Raw genomic sequence first — 15,896 nt, 5'->3', positions numbered from 1 at the left:
CGAGGTCCGTGCTTAACGAGACCCGGCCGGGTTTGGGTGGGATGCAGCGGCCGAAGGCATGCTCTCGAGCTGGCCTCTATCGGGCTGCTTCCTATAGGCAAGCAGCAACACCACAATAATCGCGATTTCAGGCGATTTTGATGAGAGCGCGTTGTTCGACAGCGCAGCAAGCAGGAAGGTGATGATGCCTATCCATGCGGGCAGCGGCGCCCCGCGCAGCAGCCGAAAAACGAACCAGAATATCAGCACCGTAAAGAGCACGGCTATGGGCAGGCCGAAGAGCATGACGATGACCACCGGCGCGCTCTCGATGAACGGCAGATGCAGCTTCTCGTTGACGATCGCCAGGAGTTCGTCGCCGTTCATGCCAAACAGGATGTCTTTCCAGCTGACAAGTCCGAACACCTGGTAGATCGTCACCCGCGCCATAAAATTTTGGTCGAAAATGGTGTTGCTGAACCGGTTCAGCAGACCGCCAGCAAACAGCATCGCAACAAGCACCGCGCCGCCTGTCATAGTGAACATCAGCACGACAAATTTGGCCTGCCGCTCATACTTGAGCGACAGGCCCGGCCAAGGCACGAACAGCAGCAGAATGAGGATTTCTCCGGCAGCGAGCAGAAGCGCGGCGCGAGCGCCCGATGCAGCACAACCGACGACCAATACGAAAATCGCCACCACCCGCACCCATATGCGCCAGCGCGTCAGCGGTACGAATCCGATGACTGTGGCGCAGAGCGCGCCTAGTGACAGCGGATGGGCCGCTAGGCCGATCGGCCTGAACTGCAGTTCGTTGATGCCGTAAGGCAGGAATCGATGTTGAGTCACCGCTTCGATAGTGCCGATCACGGCGCTCAGGATGGCCATTCCAAGCACTACGTCGCCCAGCGCCCGCCGCGACTCCGCGTTTAATGCCAGCATCAACAGGCCTGTGGCGCCGGCCACCAGATAGGTATCGATGATGAACCCGGAGGAGCCCGCACGGCCGGTAATGAACAGATAAGGCACCAGCGCGAACATCAGCACCGAATAGCGCATCAACGCCTTGAATATTCCAATTTCGTCGCCCTGCAGCAGAAACGGTCGGCTGAAAAGAACGACAGCAAGCAGCAGGAAGATCGCGTAAGTGCCGAAATGCAGCTTCTCGTAGAACGAGCCTCCCTGGGCCGTATAGTCGACGACCATGTTCATCACCTGCGGCGACACCGTAAAGCGCAGCAGGAACGCGAATGCGGCGCATAGGAAAAACAGCAGCGACAACGCGTTTTGACGGCGCGCCTGGCTGGACAACAATCGTTCCGATGCGGCAGCAGGATAGCTCATGGCCCCTCCAAGTGAAGGTATTCAAACGGCATTCCGGCCACGAGATCCATTCAAGAGACTGCCGAACGGATGCGGCGTGTGTGTTGTCAAAATATGCCGGGCCATGCGTTTGCCACAACCGTTAAGTTCGATGCCCGGACGTTTGCACGGTCTCCTTATTTGTTCCCCGTGGCAGCGTAAGGAAGCGATGTGGCTCTAACCTTCCTTCTGCCGTTCAGAATGAGAAGAATCGGCTTCTCGATCATCTGGTGGATCACCAGGCTGGCTATGCAGGCAGTCACGATGCTGACCACCGAGACCAGCAACACTGTTGCCGGATGGTCGTAGCCGATGGTGCGCCTGGCCAGGTAGGCTACGGCGCCGATCACGAAGATATGCGACAGGTAAAGCGCGTAGGAGGCGTTGCCGAGCTCTTCGAGCAGGCTCCAGTGCTTCAGTTTCGGTTCCAGAATGAGGCCAAGGTGAAGCAGGCTGGCGGCCCACATTACCTGCCCCGCGAAGCTGATCTGGCTCATCAGCGGCGTGCCGTCATCGACGAATGCAAGCAACACGCCTGCAGCGGCCATAGGGCCGAGTAGCCAGACATGGCGTGTGTCGGAAGCAAAGCCGCCGTCCAGATAGCGCCGGCCTATCCACATGCCGACGACGAAGGCCACCGGCGAAGCGTTCAGATAGAACTGGAGAACAGGGTTGGTGGGAGCTATCAACAGCCCGGCCAGCCACATCGCAATGAAAAAGACCGTCAACACAAATGCGCGCGCGGTCACCGATAGGAATGCGAGCACCGCGAATGCGATATAGAAATAGGCCTCATAATTGAGCGTCCAGCCGAGTGACAAAATTGGGCTGACGCCATCTCGTTCCGGCGCTTGGTGGACAACGAAGAACAGCGACTGGAGATAATGGGGCCACGTAAAGACGGTCTTCTGGAAGAGACTTGGTGCAAGAGCTGCCAGAAGTGCGGCGACGCTTGTGAAAAGCCAGTAGAGGGGGATGATCCGGATCGCTCGGCGTTTCAGGAAGGTTGGAGCAGAGAAGGGACCGCTCCCCGTAATATAGACCATTATGAATCCGCTAATGACGAAGAACAGAATGACACCAAGGCGGCCCGCAGTCACGATAATCGGATTATCTATGCCGATCTGGTAGGAAAAAGCGTGCGCGAACAGAACCAACAAAGCGGCGCAGGCGCGAAGATACTGGACCGAATAGAATTTCGTCACGTTCCTCTCCTGCAATTGCAGGCGACTGACGCCATCCTGCAGGTCGCGGTCAGTGCTTCAGATGTCATTCAAAAGGCATTGCCATCTTTTCAATACAACCGCGCCGTTAAGTGCGCGTTACCGATTTCATGAAAATCACTCACCGGTTGCGGACGCAAATCGGGCGACGGCAAGAATGCGCGCCAAATTCTGGGCAACGAATCCCTTCAACGTCCGCCGGACGGAAGGGGGGATGAACGGCAAAATGGGCCAGCTTGGAAAATAAGATATTAACGATGTTTCTGTAGAGCAGGCCAAGCGTAACGATTTAACAAGGGTTGTCACCATGTCTGCCGGTTCCGGCACACCCCCGATCTCCGCGACGGCTTCCAATAACAGTGCGTTCGAGCGTATCGCCAATGCGCGGCGCAGGGCGATGCTGCAACAGCATGACCCAGTCGCGGCGCGCAGCTCCGCACCGGTGACGCCGCAACCATCCGAGCCTGTCGCGACGGTGACCCTGGACAAGATCGGCGATTTCCTCGAGCTCGATTTTCGACGCCTGTTCGTCTGGCTGCGGGCCGGTCTCGCCCTGGCGTTCATGCTGGCGGTAATCGGCGGCATTGTCGGCGGCGCCTATGCATTGCTGAGCAAGCAGCGTTACACCGTCACGACAGAGGTACTCATCAACCCCTCCAATTTGCAGGTTGTGGAAAACGACCTCTACTCACAACCGGGCCAGGTCGATAGCCAGCTGCTCAACACACGCAGCAAGCAGCGCATCTTGACCTCGGGCAACGTGCTTTCCCGTGTGGTGGACGAACTGAATCTGACTCACGATCCAGAGTTTTTCGATCCAGACCGGAGCACGTCTACGTCTGGCGCGGTGGCGAAGCCCGACCCGAAGCTTATCGCCTTGAAGAACCTGGCGGACCGGGTAAACGCCGCTGCGGACCCAACCTCGTTTGTCACAACCCTCTCGGTATCCGCGGAAACCACTGCCAAAGCGATCCTGATCTCGCAGGCCATAGTCAAAAACTTCCAGGAAGAACTGGCCAAGGCCGAAGCTGCCGGTGCCGGCCGTGCCGCGGCTGCCCTCGACAGCCGGCTTGGCCAACTCAAGAGCGACGTCCAGGCAGCCGAAGAGAAGGTCGAGAGCTACAGGCGCAGCCACAACCTGTCCTCCAGCAATGGCCAGCTCGTCAGTTCGCAGACGATGACGCAGCTCAACGGCGAAATCGTCGATGCGCAATCGCGCGTGATCGCCGCGCAGGCAAGCTACGACGCCCTGGTTGCCTCCGGTATAAATGGGGCCAATCCCGACCCCACGGTTTCGGAAGCGCTCGCGGCGCTGCGCGACAGGTCAAACAGCCTGCGACAGCAGATCGACTCACAGTCGATGACCTTCGGTCCGCGCCACCCGACGATTGTCAGGCTGAGGACGGAGCTCGAGACCGTCAACTCGCAACTCCGAGCCGAGTTCTCCCGCACCGTCGGAACGGCAAAGTCCAGCCTGGACAAGGCCAGGGCCTCGTTGGCCTCTCTCAACGCCAGGATGAACGATCTGAAGAGCAACGTTTTCACCGACAGCGAGTCCGAAGTCGCCCTGCGTGAGCTTGAACGCGATGCGGCCTCGAAGAGAGCGGTCTATGAGAGCTTTCTGTCACGTGCGCGCCAAATCAGTGAGCGCGAGCAGATCGACACCACAAACGTACAGGTGATTTCGACCGCGGTGCCCCCGCCAGGGCGCTCATGGCCCCCGCGCACTGCCCTGGTGGCAGGCGCAGGAGCGTTCGCAGGCTTTGCCCTGGGCATGCTGCTGGCCATTGGCATGGGCATTATCCGCGACATGCGCCGGCCGCCGAACAGATCAGACCTTGCTGCCAGCCGAGCCTGAAGCAAGGCATGGCGAAGCGCATCGTTTTCCACATCGCCAGCCTGCGAGGCGGCGGCGCCGAGCGTGTCTTCGTCCTGATGGCAAATGAAATGGCGTCGCGTGGCCACGAGGTCACGCTTTTTACCTGGAACGCGCAAGGGCCTAACGCGGCGCTGCGCTCCGCCGCCGTGCATCTGGTCGACTTCGGCCTTCTCTTGCGCGGCGAGGGTTACGCCAAGTCGGCGACGCTAAAAGGCATCGTGCGAAGCGCAAATTTGTTCCGCCGCCTTGATCCTGATGCGGTCTATAGTGCCCCGGAATTCGCCAATCTGGTCATGGCGCTGTCACTCATGTTGGCCAGAAGCCGCGCAAAATTCTTTCCAAGCTTCCACGCCGCCGCCTCGCTGCCTGCGAGCGGCCTCGGCGCGAGGCTGGCGATCTGGCTTTCCGCGCTGGTTGCAGCGCGCGCGACCAAAGCCATCGCCGTTTCGGCGGGTGTCGGCCGTGACATCATCGCCCGCGGCTTCCCCGAATCCAAGGTCGTGGTCATCAGCAACCCGCTGCCGCCGGCTGAAGCACCGCAGGGGACTTCCTATGCCTGGCAGGCAAAATTGGCAGCGATGGGATATGGCCCGGTCATCGCCACCGCCGGGCGCCTGGTGCCGGTCAAGGACCACCGGACTTTGCTGCGGGCCTTCGCTGCCCTGCGCGCCGGCCGCCCTGCCCGGCTTGTCATCTTCGGCGAAGGTCCGCTGGCTGCCGAATTGCACGCCTATGCCGAAGAGACCGGCATAGGCGGGGAAGTGCTCTTTGCCGGCTACGTCAACGATCCGGCAGCCTGTTATGCCGCAGCCGATCTGTTCGTCCTTACATCCACCAGCGAAGGCTTTGGCAACGTGTTGGTCGAGGCCATGGCTGCCGGTGTCCCGGTAATCTCCACCGATGCTCCGCATGGCCCGCGCGAGATACTCGGTGACGGCCGTTTCGGCACCTTGGTGCCGGTCGGTGACGCCGCAGCCCTGGCGAAGGCGATGGCCGAGATGCTGGACCACCCCACCCCTGCTGCCGTCCTGAAAAGCCGGGCGGCGGATTTCGCAGTCGACAAGATTGGCGATCGGTACGAAGCCTTGCTCTAGTTGTCGCGCCCGGCCAACAGATCGCGGTGGCATCCAGCCGCAGCTGATGGCCGGCACGGAAGTCCTGGCTGATTTCGGCGCAAGCAAGTCACATCAAGCCAGAAAACCGGTTGCGCAAACGTTTCGATGGCGCTAGCTTTCGGAAAGTCACAACGGCCGCCCAGGCGGATTCACAGATTGTGAGACTGGGAAACGCAAGATTCGAGGAGGAGCGTGCGTGCGCTTGCCCGTCACCACGTCGAGCGCGACAGCTCCGCGATGACGACGATCGTCGAGGTCGCTCGCAGGGCAGGCGTGTCGGTGTCGACCGTTTCACACGTCGTCAATCAAACCCGCTATGTCTCCCCGGCCACTGCCAGATCGGTGAGCGAGGCGATCGCTGCTCTCGGCTATATGCCCAACAGTGTCGCACGCTCGCTAAAGCTGGCCTCGACGAGCAGTGTCGGCCTGGCGATTTCGGCGATCTCAAACCCCTATTTCAGCGACATCATCTGCGCCGTCGAGACCGAGTGCGCGCGCCTTGGCCTCATGGTGTTCCTGTCGGATACGCAGGACGATCCCGACAAGGAACTGGCTGTCGTCCAGGCACTGCACCAGCGACGCGTCGACGGGATCATCCTGGCGCCCTCTGCCGCGCCGCAAGCTGCATTGCGATATCTCTCGGAACGGTCCCTGCCCTGCGTCTTGATCGACCGACTACCTGACGATCGCTTTGATCAGGTCGGTGTCGAGAATTTCGAGGCCATCCGCGCGCTGATCGACCACGTCGTGTCCTTCGGACATCGCCGCATCGGTTTTGTTGCCGGACAGCGGGGATTTGCCACCACGCTGGAGCGCATGAACGGATTTCGCGCGGCACTGGAGGCCAACGGCCTGGAGTTTGTGCCGGACTACGTCGTGACGGGAAACGCGACCACCGCCAGTGCGAGCACCGCCGCCCATGCGCTGTTGTCGCTGCTGGTGCCTCCGACTGCCCTGGTGACCGGCAACAATCTGTCGACGATAGGCGTGATGCGCGCGGTCCGTGAGCGAGGGCTCGCTGTCCCCAGGGACATATCGGTGGTCGGCTTCGACGATTTCGAATGGGCCGATTACTTCGAGCCGCGACTGACGCTGGTCGAACAGCCCTGCGAGGATTTGGGCCGGCAGGCAGCCGCGTTGCTGATTGAGCGGATTGGACTTCCAGATGGCCAACGACGCACGGTTCGCCTTGAGCCAACGCTGCGCCTGCGCGCATCCTGCGGAAGACCGGCATGACTTCGCCGCTTCTGACCATGAATGGCGTCGTTAAACGTTTCGGTGGCGTTCACGCTTTGCGCGGCGTCGATTTCGAACTGCGCGTGGGCGAGATCCATGCCCTGCTGGGCGAGAACGGCGCTGGCAAGTCGACATTGATGAACATCCTGTCCGGTGTGCACGCCCCTGACGAAGGAACGATCACGATCGATGGCGCACCGGTGCATTTTGCCAATCCGCGCGAAGCGCAGGCCGCCGGCATCGCCACGATCTTCCAGGAACTCGATCTCGTGCCTGGCCTCGATGTCGCGGCCAATCTTTTCCTCGGTCGCGAGTTGGTGAAGCCCGGCGGTTTTCTCGATGTCGCAAGGATGCGCGAAGAAGCCCGCACCCGGCTGACCGCCATCGAGTTGGACATCGATGTCGAACGGCCCGTCGGCGAACTGTCGATCGGGCATCGTCAGGTCGTGGCGATCGTCAAGGCACTGTCCTATGCATCGCGTGTCCTGATCATGGACGAGCCGACGGCGGCCCTGACGGTCAGCGAGGTGGACAGGCTCTTCACCATCATGCGCAAGCTCAGTGCCACCGGCGTGGGCATCATCTACATCTCGCATCGGCTTGAGGAGGTTCCCCAAGTTGCGGACCGGGTAACGGTGATGCGCGATGGCCGCGTGGCCGGGACGACAGCCCCGGACGCACCACAGGCCGAACTGGTCAGCCTTCTCGTCGGCCGGCCTCTGGAGGACCTTTACCCGAAACGCACACGCACCGCAGGTCGCCGGCTCCTTCATCTCAAGGACGCCCGTTTCCATCCCGCTCGAGCCAGCGCCGGCTGGCAGGTTCCCCAAAACGTTTCGCTCGACGTGCATGAGGGCGAAATTGTCGGCCTGGCGGGCGTCATGGGTGCCGGCCGTACCGAGTTGCTCAGCGCGCTCTATGGCACCGGCCTGGCCGGCCGTTGGGCCGGCACCGTCGAGGTCGACGATCGCCCGGTGCGCCTCGAGTCCATCAGAGCTGCGCGCAGGGCCGGCGTCGCCCTCGTCACCGACGACAGGCGAGGAAGCGGGCTGATGCTGCGTACAGCGGTCGGCCGCAACCTGGTCATGTCGGTGCTGCGACGAATCTCGCCGCGCGGCTTCATGTCGATTGCACGCGAAGCAGCCGCTGTGGCGCGCTCGTTCGGCCAATTCGACATACGACCGCGCAATGCGGCCATCCCGGTCGGCGCGCTGTCGGGCGGCAACCAGCAGAAGGTGGTGCTCGCCAAGGAGATCCTCGGCAATCCGCGGCTGCTGTTGCTGGATGAACCGACGCGTGGCGTCGACGTCGGCGCGAAGGCGGAAATCTATGCCAGGCTTCGCGATCTGGCATCGCAAGGCCTCGGCATACTCGTCGCCTCGAGCGAAATGCCTGAGCTGATTGGCCTATGCGATCGCATCGTGGTTCTTCGGGAGGGCCGCAACGTGGCGGAATTCGAGCGCGGCGTCGATGAACACACGGTGCTTGCCGCCGCAACCGGAAAGGCCTCCTGATGTCCGACACCAGCACGGCGGATACCGAACTGCCGAGCGGCAAGACAGCTCAGAAGCGGCGCGATCCGCTTGCACTCATCGTCCGCTTCCAGAGCCTGATCGGCTTGGTGGTCGTCGTGATCGGCGGCATCATCTTCTCGCCGCGCCGGCACGGACAGATACTGTTCATCGCCCCGGACAACATCGCCAACATCGTACGCGCCGTGTCCGAGACCGGCATCATCGCGATCGGCATGACCTTCGTCATCATCACTGCGGGGATCGACCTCTCGGTTGGCGCTTTGCTTGGCCTGGCCAGTGTCGTCACGGCCACGATGATGATCAATGGTGGCGTTGGCCTCGTGCCGACGATCCTTGCCGTGCTTCTTGCCGGCGTGGTCTTCGGTGCCGTTCAGGGCTCGATCTCGACGCGCTTCCGCCTTGAGCCCTTCATCGTCACCCTCGCGGGCCTTCAGGCCGCGCGCGGTCTGGCCCTGGTCGTCTCGGGCAACGAGTACATCAACATCTCCTATGGCGACGGACCCGGGCTTGCCCCTCCGGTATTTGCCATTCTGGGCGAGCGCTTGTTCAACAATGTGGTGCCGGTGGCAACCATCGTCTTCATCGCTTTTGCGGCGATCGCCACAGTGGTTCTCAACACGACCCGCTTTGGCCGCTATGTCTTTGCCGTCGGCGGCAATGAGCGGGCGGCGCGCCTCTCGGGCGTTCCGGTGTCCGCCGTCAAGATCACCGTCTATGCGATCACCGGCTTCGCGGCCGCTCTCGCCGGCATCGTCCATGCAGGGCAGTTCAACTTCGGCAGTGCCAATGACGGCGCCGGTTACGAACTTACCGCCATCGCCGCGGTCGTCATCGGCGGTACCAGCCTGTTCGGTGGAGCCGGATCGATGGTCGGCACGGTCGCCGGCACGATCATGCTCGGCGCGCTCGCCAACGTCCTGCAACTCAACAACATCACACCCGCCCTGCAATTGCTCGCGACAGCCGCGATCATCATCCTGGCGGCGGTTCTTCAGTCCCTCGTCCGTCGCCGCGAAGGTCTGGTCCGTTAAGTGGGCGACATTGGAAGACCCCTGAACGCCAGCTTACCCGGCGTCGGGAGAGTGAAGCTCAGCAAACCAACAGTCGAGCCAAGGGCATCGACAGGAAGGAAACAACCATGGTTATCAGGAGCACACGCAATAGCAGACAAAGGGCCTGGCAAACGTGTCTGCTTGCCGGGACCTTTCTCGCAGCCGCCGGAGGCGCTCAAGCTGCGGAACCATTGGTCAAGGCTTGCTCCAAGACCGGCGAATTCGTAATCGGCTTTTCTCAGGCCAACAATGCCGAGCCGTATCGCCAGCACGTCAATGACGAACTCACCGCCGCCGCCAAGGCAGTGTCCCAGTTCACCTTGCAGATCGCCGATGGCGCCGGCAGCGTGAACACCCAGACCTCACAGGTCGACAATTTCATCACCCAGAAGGTCGACCTGCTGCTGATATCGCCCTTCGAAGCATCGCCGCTGACGCCGGCGGTGAAGCGGGCCATGGAGGCCGGCATCCCCGTCATCGAGCTCGACCGCAAGACGGTTGGCGATCCGGGCAAGGACTACACGGCTTTTATTGGCGGCGACAATTACAAGATCGCCTTCGAAGCCGGCAAATATACCGCCACGAAACTGCTTCCTGACGGCGGTGAAGTTGCCGTTCTGGAAGGGCTGCCCAGTTCGACCCCTGCCGTGGAACGGCTCAACGGCTTCAAGGACGGCGTCAAGGAGAACGACAAGATCAAGGTCGTCGCCGAGCAGGCGGCGGACTGGCTGCCGGACAAGGCACAGACGGCGTTCGCAGCCATGCTTCAGGCCAATCCCGATATCAAGATGGTCTACGCCAGCAACGACATGATGGCCGCCGGAGCGCGCCTTGCCGCCAAGGGCGCCGGCAAGGAAGGGCAGATCAAGATCATCGGCACCGACGGATTGCCAGGTCCTGCCGGCGGCATCCGGGCCGTTGCCGAAGGCGAATGGGCTGCAACCTTCACTTATCCGACGGGCGCCAAGGAGGCGATCGATATGGCAAAGTCGGTTCTTCTCGATTGCGCCACATCCGTCGAGCCGACGGTCACAGTTGCAACGACGGCGATCACGCCGGAAAACGCCAAGCAGATGATGGGTAACTGACAAAAGTGCCATGGCGATTGCGGTGCGGAGGTCGAATGGCACCTCCGCACCGTCGCAACGCCTCATTTCCGCCCATCGGCCGGTCTTCGGCAACGGCGAGGGTCTCCAGGGTCCAATCAGATCGACCGTCGGTGCGCTCCGAAACAGCAAGAATGGAAGCCTCGGAAGGCCGCCATTAACTGTTCGTTAACCATGCCGGGCTAGCCTTAACCAATCAGTAAGGAGTCGCCTCTGTGACCTGCGTCGCTCCCATCCAAAACAAGTCCATACGCTTTCGAGCGCGCTCGTTTGTAGCCTTCACCCTCACCCCTGAGGCCCCGTTGGGGGAATGGCTGCAAAGCCTGGATCACTGGACCGAAAACTCTCCCGGCTTCTTTGCCGGTCGCCCGGTCGTGCTCGACCTGAATATGCTCAAGCCCGAGGCGGGCGAGATCGAAGATCTGGTCTCACAGCTCGCGGAGCGCGGGATTCGCATCTACGCGATCGAGGCGGACGGCAATGTTGGTCTCGATGCTGATCTGCCGCCGCTCCTCGTTGGCGCCAAGGAGGCCACCGCTGACGCGCTTTACGTGCAGCCGGACCCAAAAGCCGCCGCTGAGGCCAAGACGGAAGAGCCGGAGGCGCCGAACTCATTGATGATCAAGGCACCGATCCGCTCCGGCCAGTCGATCTTTCACCCCGATGGCGATGTGGTCATTGTCGGCTCCGTCAGTTCCGGTTCCGAAATCATCGCCGGGGGGTCGATCCACGTCTACGGCACGCTGCGTGGGCGTGCGTTCGCCGGCGCCACGGGAAATTCTGCGGCTCGTATCTTTTGCCGGAAAAATGAAGCCGAACTTCTGGCGGTAGACGGCTGGTACCGCACCGCCGAGGAGATGGACGCCTCCTCGCGAGGAAGGCCGGTACAGGCCTTTCTCGAGGACGGCGCACTTTGCGTCGCACCGCTCAACTAACAACATTGGAGGCACAAATATGGGCAAGGTAGTGGTTGTCACATCCGGCAAAGGGGGTGTCGGCAAGACGACCTCGACGGCCGCTCTCGGCGCGGCGGTCGCGAAAACCGGCAAGCGGGTGGCCCTCGTCGACTTCGATGTCGGCCTGCGCAATCTCGATCTGATCATGGGCGCCGAGCGGCGCGTGGTTTTCGATATCGTCAACGTCATTCAGGGAACTGCCAAGCTTTCGCAGGCGCTGATCCGTGACAAGCGGCTCGACACGCTGTTCCTGCTGCCGGCCTCGCAAACGCGCGACAAGGATGCCCTCACCGAGGAAGGCGTCGCCGATGTCATCGACAAGCTGCGATCGGTTTTCGACTACGTCTTCTGCGACAGCCCCGCCGGCATAGAGCGCGGCGCGCAACTTGCCATGCGCTTTGCCGACGAGGCGGTAATCGTGACCAACCCGGAAGTGAGCTCGGTCCGCGATTCCGATCGCATTATCGGCCTGCTCGACTCCAGGACGATGAAAGCCGAGCAAGGTGAATCGATTGCCAAACACGTCCTCGTCACGCGCTATGACGCTGCCCGCGCTGCCCGCGGCGAGATGCTCAGCATTGATGACGTTCTCGAGATCCTGTCCACGCCTCTGCTGGGAATAATTCCCGAGAGCCAGGACGTGCTGCGCGCATCCAATGTGGGCGCGCCGGTTACGCTCAGCGAAAACACCAACCCCGCCGCACGCGCCTATATCGACGCGGCAAGAAGACTCGAGGGCGAGGACCTGCCGGTCGTTCTGCCTTTCGAGCGGAGGGGCCTCCTCGACCGGCTGTTGGGAAGGAGGGCAGCATGAACCTGCTCGATATCTTCAAGCGCCGCGGCAGCGCGCCCGTGGCGCGCGAGCGCTTGCAACTGCTGTTGGCTTACGAGCGTCGAAGCCGCAACCAGCCCGATCTCGTCTCCGTGTTGCGCGAGGAGATCATGGCGGTGATCGCCCGGCATGTTCAGGTCGACCAGGATTTCCTGCAGGTGAGCATGGATCACGGCGAAACGACGTCGAGATTGGAGATCGACATCCAGATCCCCAACAAGATCGCAATGCCCATGGCCGCGGCGTTCTAGCGGAATCCTCCAGTCAGGGCTCGCGTCGGCTGCTGCCGAGGTTGCGGCGCCGTGATTGGCGTGTTCGACCCGGTCGCCACGGGCAAGTCACGCAATAACCACTGCAACCACCGCCTCACCAAAACCCCGCGGCCGTTTCCAGCCGCGGGGGCGCCTTGGGAGGGCCTTTCGAAACCCGTGGTCAAATGTTGGCGAGCAATTCGTTGACGCGGCTTTCCATGTCGGCAAGGGCGGTGTCGACGTCCTTCTGGCCACTGATTGCTGCACTCATCTCTTCGCCGATAATGTCCTGGATCGCAAACTGGCGCTGTACGGCCGACGGCAGCGGCTTGCCGAGGTCGGCGACCGCAGAGATCGTGTTGCGATGCGGCAGGGCCTTGAAGGCGTCCGAGGTGATGACGGCCTTGTAGGCGGGCAGGTGACCGGTGCGCGACCACTCAAAGTCGTTGTCGGCGAAGAACTTCAGGAATTTGCCGATGGCCGCGATCTGTTCAGGCGTGCGGTCTTTCTGCGACACGGCCCAGGTGTGGCCGTCGGCATATTGCGCGTGGGTGCCGCCAAACAGCTGCGGATACGGATAAACCGCATAGCCGCCCTTGTTGAGCGCCGTACCCTTGGTTTCGGACTGGGCGTTGTAATCGCCGACCACCCAGGTGCCGTTGAGGTGGACGCCACCCTCGCCGGCAAGGAAGGCATTGATCGAGCCGCCATAATCGAGGTCCTTGGTGGTGTAGCCCTTCTCGAAGATCGCCTTGTACATCTCGACGACCTTCTTGGCTTCCGGCGTATTCAACTTCACATGCTTCGGATCGGCAAAGAAATCGGAATCCTGCTGGAAAAGATAAGTGTAGAGATTGCGTGTGTAGAGCGCAGTCTCATTGGTCAGGTTCTGGACGAAATAAGGCTTGCCCGTCTTCTGCTTGAACTGTTCGGCCTGGGCGAGCAGTTCCTCGGGCGACTTTGGAAAAATCGGCGTGCCGTCGGCACTGACGAGGCCGGCTTGTTTGAAAAGATCCATGTTGACATGATAGAGCATCGTCCAGCTGTCGATCGGCAGGCCATAGATCTTGCTGTCTTTGGTGGCGCCATTGCGCGCCGCGTCGGTGAAGGCGTCGGGTGTCACGCCGACTGACTTCAAGAGATCGTCGAGCGGCATCAACAGGCCCTTCGACTGATAATCCGACAGTACGGATTCATGGATCGTGACGATGTCCGGAGCGTCGCCTGAAGCGAACTGCGCGGTCAGCTGATCGTAGCCGGGCCATTCCACGGTGGTGACGTTGACGTGGACATCGGGATTGTCGGCGTTGAACTTGTTGATCAGCGAGGTGATGATTCCGCATTCGCCAACGGCTTTGGTGGGATCGGTGTTGGTGCCGAAATCGGCATCGCAGGCGCCGAAAAAGCGCTGCACGCTCAGTTCCGTGGCCGCGAAGCTTGGATTTGCGAGCATCATTGCGCCCGCAGAGACTGCGGCAAACAGCATTTTCTTCAGTTTCATATCAGTTCCTCCTACTGAGTTTCCGCCGCTCCACCCTGGATTGGCCTTCGTGCTTCAATCGCTGCGCATTCCCCCCGGCCGTCAGGCAATCTTCGTTATCTCACCGCAGCGCCGGAGACCGCCGTGACGATGTATTTCTGGAAAAACAGGTAGACGATCAGGATCGGTGCACCGGCAAACACCGCCTGCGCCATCAGGAAGCCGATGCCTTCGGACTGGGCGAAGTTGGTCTGCGTCGAGGCCATGCCGACCGTCAGCGTGAACATGTCCTTCCTCGTTGCCGAAATCAGCGGCCAGAAATAATCGTTCCACGCGCCGAGAAAGGTAAAGATGCCGAGCGTTGCCTGCGCAGGCAGCGTGAGCGGCAGAAGCACCTTCCAGAAAATCCTGAGCCGGCTGGCGTTATCGAGCATGGCGGCTTCGTCCAACTCCTTCGGGATGGCTTTGAAATACTGGGTCATCAGGAAGACGCCGAACGGAGCCGAAAGGCCCGGCAGAATGAGCCCTTGATAGGTGTTGTGGAACTTCAGCATGCTGAAGATCTGGTGACGGGCGACGAGCACGGCCTGCTCCGGGACCGCCAGGCCGAACAGCACGATCACGAACAGCACGTCTCGGCCGGGGAAATTCAGCCGTGCAAAGCCGTAGCCGGCGAGCGACGACAGGATCAAGGTGCCGAGCGTCAATCCGCCCGAGACGATGATGCTGTTGCGCACCCAGATGAACACCGACGAGGTGCCGACGGTGTTGATGTAGTTCTTCAGCGTATAGGGCGCGTGAAACACCGAATTCGGATCTGCCATCAGCTCCGCATTGTCCTTGAGTGACAGGCCGATGACCCACAGAACCGGCGCGATCATGACGATCGAAAGCAGGAGGACCAGGGCCAATAACAAATGGTCGCCAAATGCCCGTCCCTTGATGGAAGCGGCTGGAGCGCTCATGCCTGGTCTCCCCTGCTGCGTGTCACCAGGTACTGGGCCATGGCCGCGATCAGGATGAGGATGAACAGGATTTCCGATGCAGCGGCGCCCAGGCCGAGATCCCAGCGGCGGAATGCGGTGTCGTAGATGTAGAGCACGATCGGCTTGGTCAGGTTGTTCGGACCGCCCCGCGTCATCAGCCAAGCCTGGCCGAACAGCTGGAATTGCAGCACGATCTGGATAATGATCACCAGGATGAAGGTCCGCTTGATCGACGGCAGCGTGATCGAGCGTAGCGTCTGCCAGCGATTGGCATTGTCCAGCGCCGCCGCCTCGTAGATATCCTGCGGAATCTGCTGGAGCGCCGAGAGAAAGAGCATCATCGGCAGGCCGATGCACCACCAGATGGTGGCAATGGCGATGCCGACCATCGCCAGGTTGGGATCGGAAATGAAAGCCGGCGCGGTCGCGCCGAACCATCCGTAGATCGTCGACAACAGGCCGACATTCGGAATGAAGACGATGCGCCAGATCAGCGTGACGATGGTGACCGACAGCACCGACGAGGAAAAGAACAGCGTCCGCAAAACCGCAGCAGTGCGCGTCCGGCGATTGAGGCAAAGCGCCAGGAAAAGACCGATCAGCGCCAGCGTCGGCACCGTCAGCAGCACGAAGTAGAAGGTGTTCCAGATCGATTGCAGGAAGACCTTGTCGTGATACAGCCTGACGTAATTGCCGAAACCGACAAAATTTCCGGACGAGAACGTGTCGGCCTTGTGGAAACTCAGCCACATCCCCCAGAGCAGCGGGAAGAGCAGCAGCGTCGTGAAGAAGAACAAGAATGGCGCAACGAAAATGAAGTTTCGCCATTGCGGCGCATAGATGTCGGCGGTCGGCGTTCTGGCGCCGACAGCAAGCGTCGCGGTCGGGGACATCGCCAGCCGGT

14 protein-coding genes are annotated in these 15,896 nt (G+C 61.2%); 9 read left to right on the top strand and 5 right to left on the bottom strand.

Features of this window, described 5'->3' with window-relative positions; genetic code table 11:
- Window positions 1–12: 12 nt before the first annotated feature.
- Window positions 13–1,260: a VpsF family polysaccharide biosynthesis protein gene (locus NKH05_RS14140; protein WP_245278650.1), complete on the bottom strand. Its 1,248-nt coding sequence runs from the start codon at window positions 1,258–1,260 to the stop codon at window positions 13–15.
- Window positions 1,261–1,478: 218 nt separating this feature from the next.
- Entirely contained in the window at window positions 1,479–2,546 is a 1,068-nt protein-coding gene (locus NKH05_RS14135; RefSeq protein WP_023720700.1) for an acyltransferase family protein, read from the bottom strand.
- 325 nt (window positions 2,547–2,871) lie between these two features.
- Here NKH05_RS14135 and NKH05_RS14130 point away from each other — a divergent pair, with 325 nt between their 5' ends.
- The 9 genes from NKH05_RS14130 to minE all read left to right on the top strand — a co-directional run bounded on the left by NKH05_RS14130 (window position 2,872) and on the right by minE (window position 12,526).
- The gene (locus NKH05_RS14130; RefSeq protein ID WP_352484053.1) at window positions 2,872–4,422 is read left to right on the top strand and encodes a GumC family protein; all 1,551 of its coding nucleotides are present in this window, start codon (window positions 2,872–2,874) and stop codon (window positions 4,420–4,422) included.
- An 8-nt stretch (window positions 4,423–4,430) separates the two neighbouring features.
- The gene (locus NKH05_RS14125) at window positions 4,431–5,537 is read left to right on the top strand and encodes a glycosyltransferase (RefSeq protein WP_352494488.1); all 1,107 of its coding nucleotides are present in this window, start codon (window positions 4,431–4,433) and stop codon (window positions 5,535–5,537) included.
- Between the two features lie 258 nt (window positions 5,538–5,795).
- Window positions 5,796–6,794: a LacI family DNA-binding transcriptional regulator gene (locus NKH05_RS14120; protein ID WP_352484067.1), complete on the top strand. Its 999-nt coding sequence runs from the start codon at window positions 5,796–5,798 to the stop codon at window positions 6,792–6,794.
- Window positions 6,791–8,308, top strand: a complete 1,518-nt coding sequence (locus NKH05_RS14115) for a sugar ABC transporter ATP-binding protein (RefSeq protein WP_352494489.1) — start codon at window positions 6,791–6,793, stop codon at window positions 8,306–8,308. Before NKH05_RS14120 ends, NKH05_RS14115 begins: the two co-directional genes overlap by 4 nt.
- The gene (locus tag NKH05_RS14110) at window positions 8,308–9,360 is read left to right on the top strand and encodes an ABC transporter permease (protein WP_352484056.1); all 1,053 of its coding nucleotides are present in this window, start codon (window positions 8,308–8,310) and stop codon (window positions 9,358–9,360) included. The genes NKH05_RS14115 and NKH05_RS14110 overlap by 1 nt, the downstream gene beginning before the upstream one ends.
- A 107-nt stretch (window positions 9,361–9,467) precedes the next feature.
- Window positions 9,468–10,469 carry a substrate-binding domain-containing protein gene (locus tag NKH05_RS14105; RefSeq protein ID WP_031194494.1) on the top strand — a complete coding sequence of 334 codons (1,002 nt, stop codon included), beginning with the start codon at window positions 9,468–9,470 and terminating at the stop codon, window positions 10,467–10,469.
- Between the two features lie 233 nt (window positions 10,470–10,702).
- The gene (minC, locus tag NKH05_RS14100; protein ID WP_031194495.1) at window positions 10,703–11,422 is read left to right on the top strand and encodes a septum site-determining protein MinC; all 720 of its coding nucleotides are present in this window, start codon (window positions 10,703–10,705) and stop codon (window positions 11,420–11,422) included.
- A 19-nt stretch (window positions 11,423–11,441) separates the two neighbouring features.
- Window positions 11,442–12,257: a septum site-determining protein MinD gene (gene minD, locus NKH05_RS14095; protein WP_023720708.1), complete on the top strand. Its 816-nt coding sequence runs from the start codon at window positions 11,442–11,444 to the stop codon at window positions 12,255–12,257.
- Window positions 12,254–12,526: a cell division topological specificity factor MinE gene (gene minE, locus NKH05_RS14090; RefSeq protein ID WP_023720709.1), complete on the top strand. Its 273-nt coding sequence runs from the start codon at window positions 12,254–12,256 to the stop codon at window positions 12,524–12,526. Before minD ends, minE begins: the two co-directional genes overlap by 4 nt.
- 181 nt (window positions 12,527–12,707) lie before the next feature.
- Here minE and NKH05_RS14085 read toward each other — a convergent pair whose 3' ends face one another.
- From NKH05_RS14085 to NKH05_RS14075, 3 genes are all read right to left on the bottom strand, one after another.
- Window positions 12,708–14,027, bottom strand: coding sequence for an ABC transporter substrate-binding protein (locus NKH05_RS14085; RefSeq protein ID WP_023720710.1), 1,320 nt, complete (start codon window positions 14,025–14,027; stop codon window positions 12,708–12,710).
- 95 nt (window positions 14,028–14,122) lie between these two features.
- The gene (locus tag NKH05_RS14080; RefSeq protein WP_352484059.1) at window positions 14,123–14,971 is read right to left on the bottom strand and encodes a carbohydrate ABC transporter permease; all 849 of its coding nucleotides are present in this window, start codon (window positions 14,969–14,971) and stop codon (window positions 14,123–14,125) included.
- Window positions 14,968–15,885, bottom strand: coding sequence for a carbohydrate ABC transporter permease (locus tag NKH05_RS14075; RefSeq protein WP_051409714.1), 918 nt, complete (start codon window positions 15,883–15,885; stop codon window positions 14,968–14,970). The genes NKH05_RS14080 and NKH05_RS14075 overlap by 4 nt, the downstream gene beginning before the upstream one ends.
- Window positions 15,886–15,896: the final 11 nt, after the last annotated feature.

The sequence above is a fragment of the Mesorhizobium sp. M1399 genome, from assembly GCF_040317735.1.
Classification (GTDB): Bacteria; Pseudomonadota; Alphaproteobacteria; order Rhizobiales; family Rhizobiaceae; genus Mesorhizobium.
This window is presented reverse-complemented; position numbering and strand designations above follow the sequence as displayed.